Raw genomic sequence first — 1,569 nt, 5'->3', positions numbered from 1 at the left:
GCAATGGCTCGCAGCACCTGCTGTGCTTCCGCTTGCGTGACGCCCGCTAAAAAGGTGATGGTCAGTTTGCCACTGGTATCGATAGTGACATTGGCGATCGCCTTGCCTCCCTGCGAGATCTTGCCATCCTCTGTCAGGGTCAGGCCGCTGCCGGCAGAAAGCCCAAACTGATCGCCAGCCTGTGCGCCGCCGGTGCGTTCAATCACCAGTGTGGCACCTTGATAGCTGCTTTGATCGTTGACCGGGGCCGATAAGATGCCGCCGGGGAGCAGTGCAACCGCATCGCCTCTTTCGGTAAAGGTTTCAGTGGCAGGTATGAGATCGAGGATAACCATCCCTTCCGGCCTCGAGCCGCTGGTACTATCCTGGATATACAGGGTGCCCGTGAGGTAAAGCTGCTTCCCATCGGCGCTGAAGCTGGCATAGCGCACCTCGCTCAATACCGTCCCTTTATAATCTGCTACATTACCAAAGCCTTCCACTGCCTGGCGCTGTGTCAAGCTGCCGTCGGCAGCGCGCGCATAGAGAATGATGCCGTAGGTGTTGTAATTGTCGCTGCGCCCCAGTTCCCCGGTGATCACCACGGAGCTGCCATCAGGAGAGACCAGTACCTGCTTGACGCTGGTTGGTTTCCCCTCGTCGCCTTCACCTGAGCTGATCGTCAAGGTTGAGGTTGCGGTGAGCGTGCCGTCTTGCGCTACGGTGAAGATATGCAGCGAGGTATTGTTATCCACCACATACAGTGATTTGCCGTCGGGTGAAACCGTGATGGCGGAGGCGTAGTAACCCTCTTCACTGGCCGTCGAACCGGCGATAGCTTGTTTGTAGGTCAGGGTGCCGTCGTCGCTCACGCTGAACCTGCTCACCACCGTATCGCCGCCTGAGGTTGCGACAAACAGCGTTTTGCCATCCGGTGACAGGGTCAGCGCGTTGGCACCGTCGAGTTGCTGGCCGGTGTCTCCCGCATCGGTGAGCGTTGTGGTCAGTGTCAGCGTCTCTCCGGTGCGGGTGAACACCAGCAGGCTGTCGCCGCTGGTGATGTAAACCTTGTCGCCGTTGGCTAACACATCGCGCACCATGCCGATATCGCCGCCAACGGTGCCAATTTGATGCAGATCGTTGGCATCAAACAGCGCGATATTATCTGCACCAATGACATACAGGCTGCTGCCATCGCTGGAAACGCGCACTTGCGCCGCACCGGTTAACCCGGTGATCTCCGCGCTTTTGGTCATGTACAGCTTGCCGTCGGTATCACGCTCGACCAGGTAAAGGACGTTGGACTCAACGTCCTGTCCGGTTCCCGTCGTTTCGTCATAAACCCAATCGCTGTGAGTGCGAACCAGGTAGATCTTGTCTCCTACAATCGTGATGCCTTGAAGGCCGGTAAAGCGGGAGTTGCCTTTGTCATCCAACAGATCAAACAAGTGCGCATAGTCAAGCGCACCCGTTTCGGCACCCAGATGCGGCGTCAGGCGGGTATCAAGCACGGCAACGGTGCTGTGGATATCGAGCGTGGTGGTGTTGTCGGCGCTATCAACCAGTTGTGTCAGCGTGCCGGTTACGGCA

Annotated in this window: 1 pseudogene; it reads right to left on the bottom strand. The window is 57.9% G+C overall.

Annotation, left to right across the window (positions count from 1 at the left end):
* Positions 1–1,569: pseudogene (locus J5224_RS27210) on the bottom strand (lactonase family protein); the annotation flags it as partial.

Source organism: Candidatus Symbiopectobacterium sp. NZEC135, from assembly GCF_025962695.1.
The sequence above is the reverse complement of the archived record's forward strand: the minus strand, read 5'-3'. Positions and strand labels throughout refer to the sequence as shown.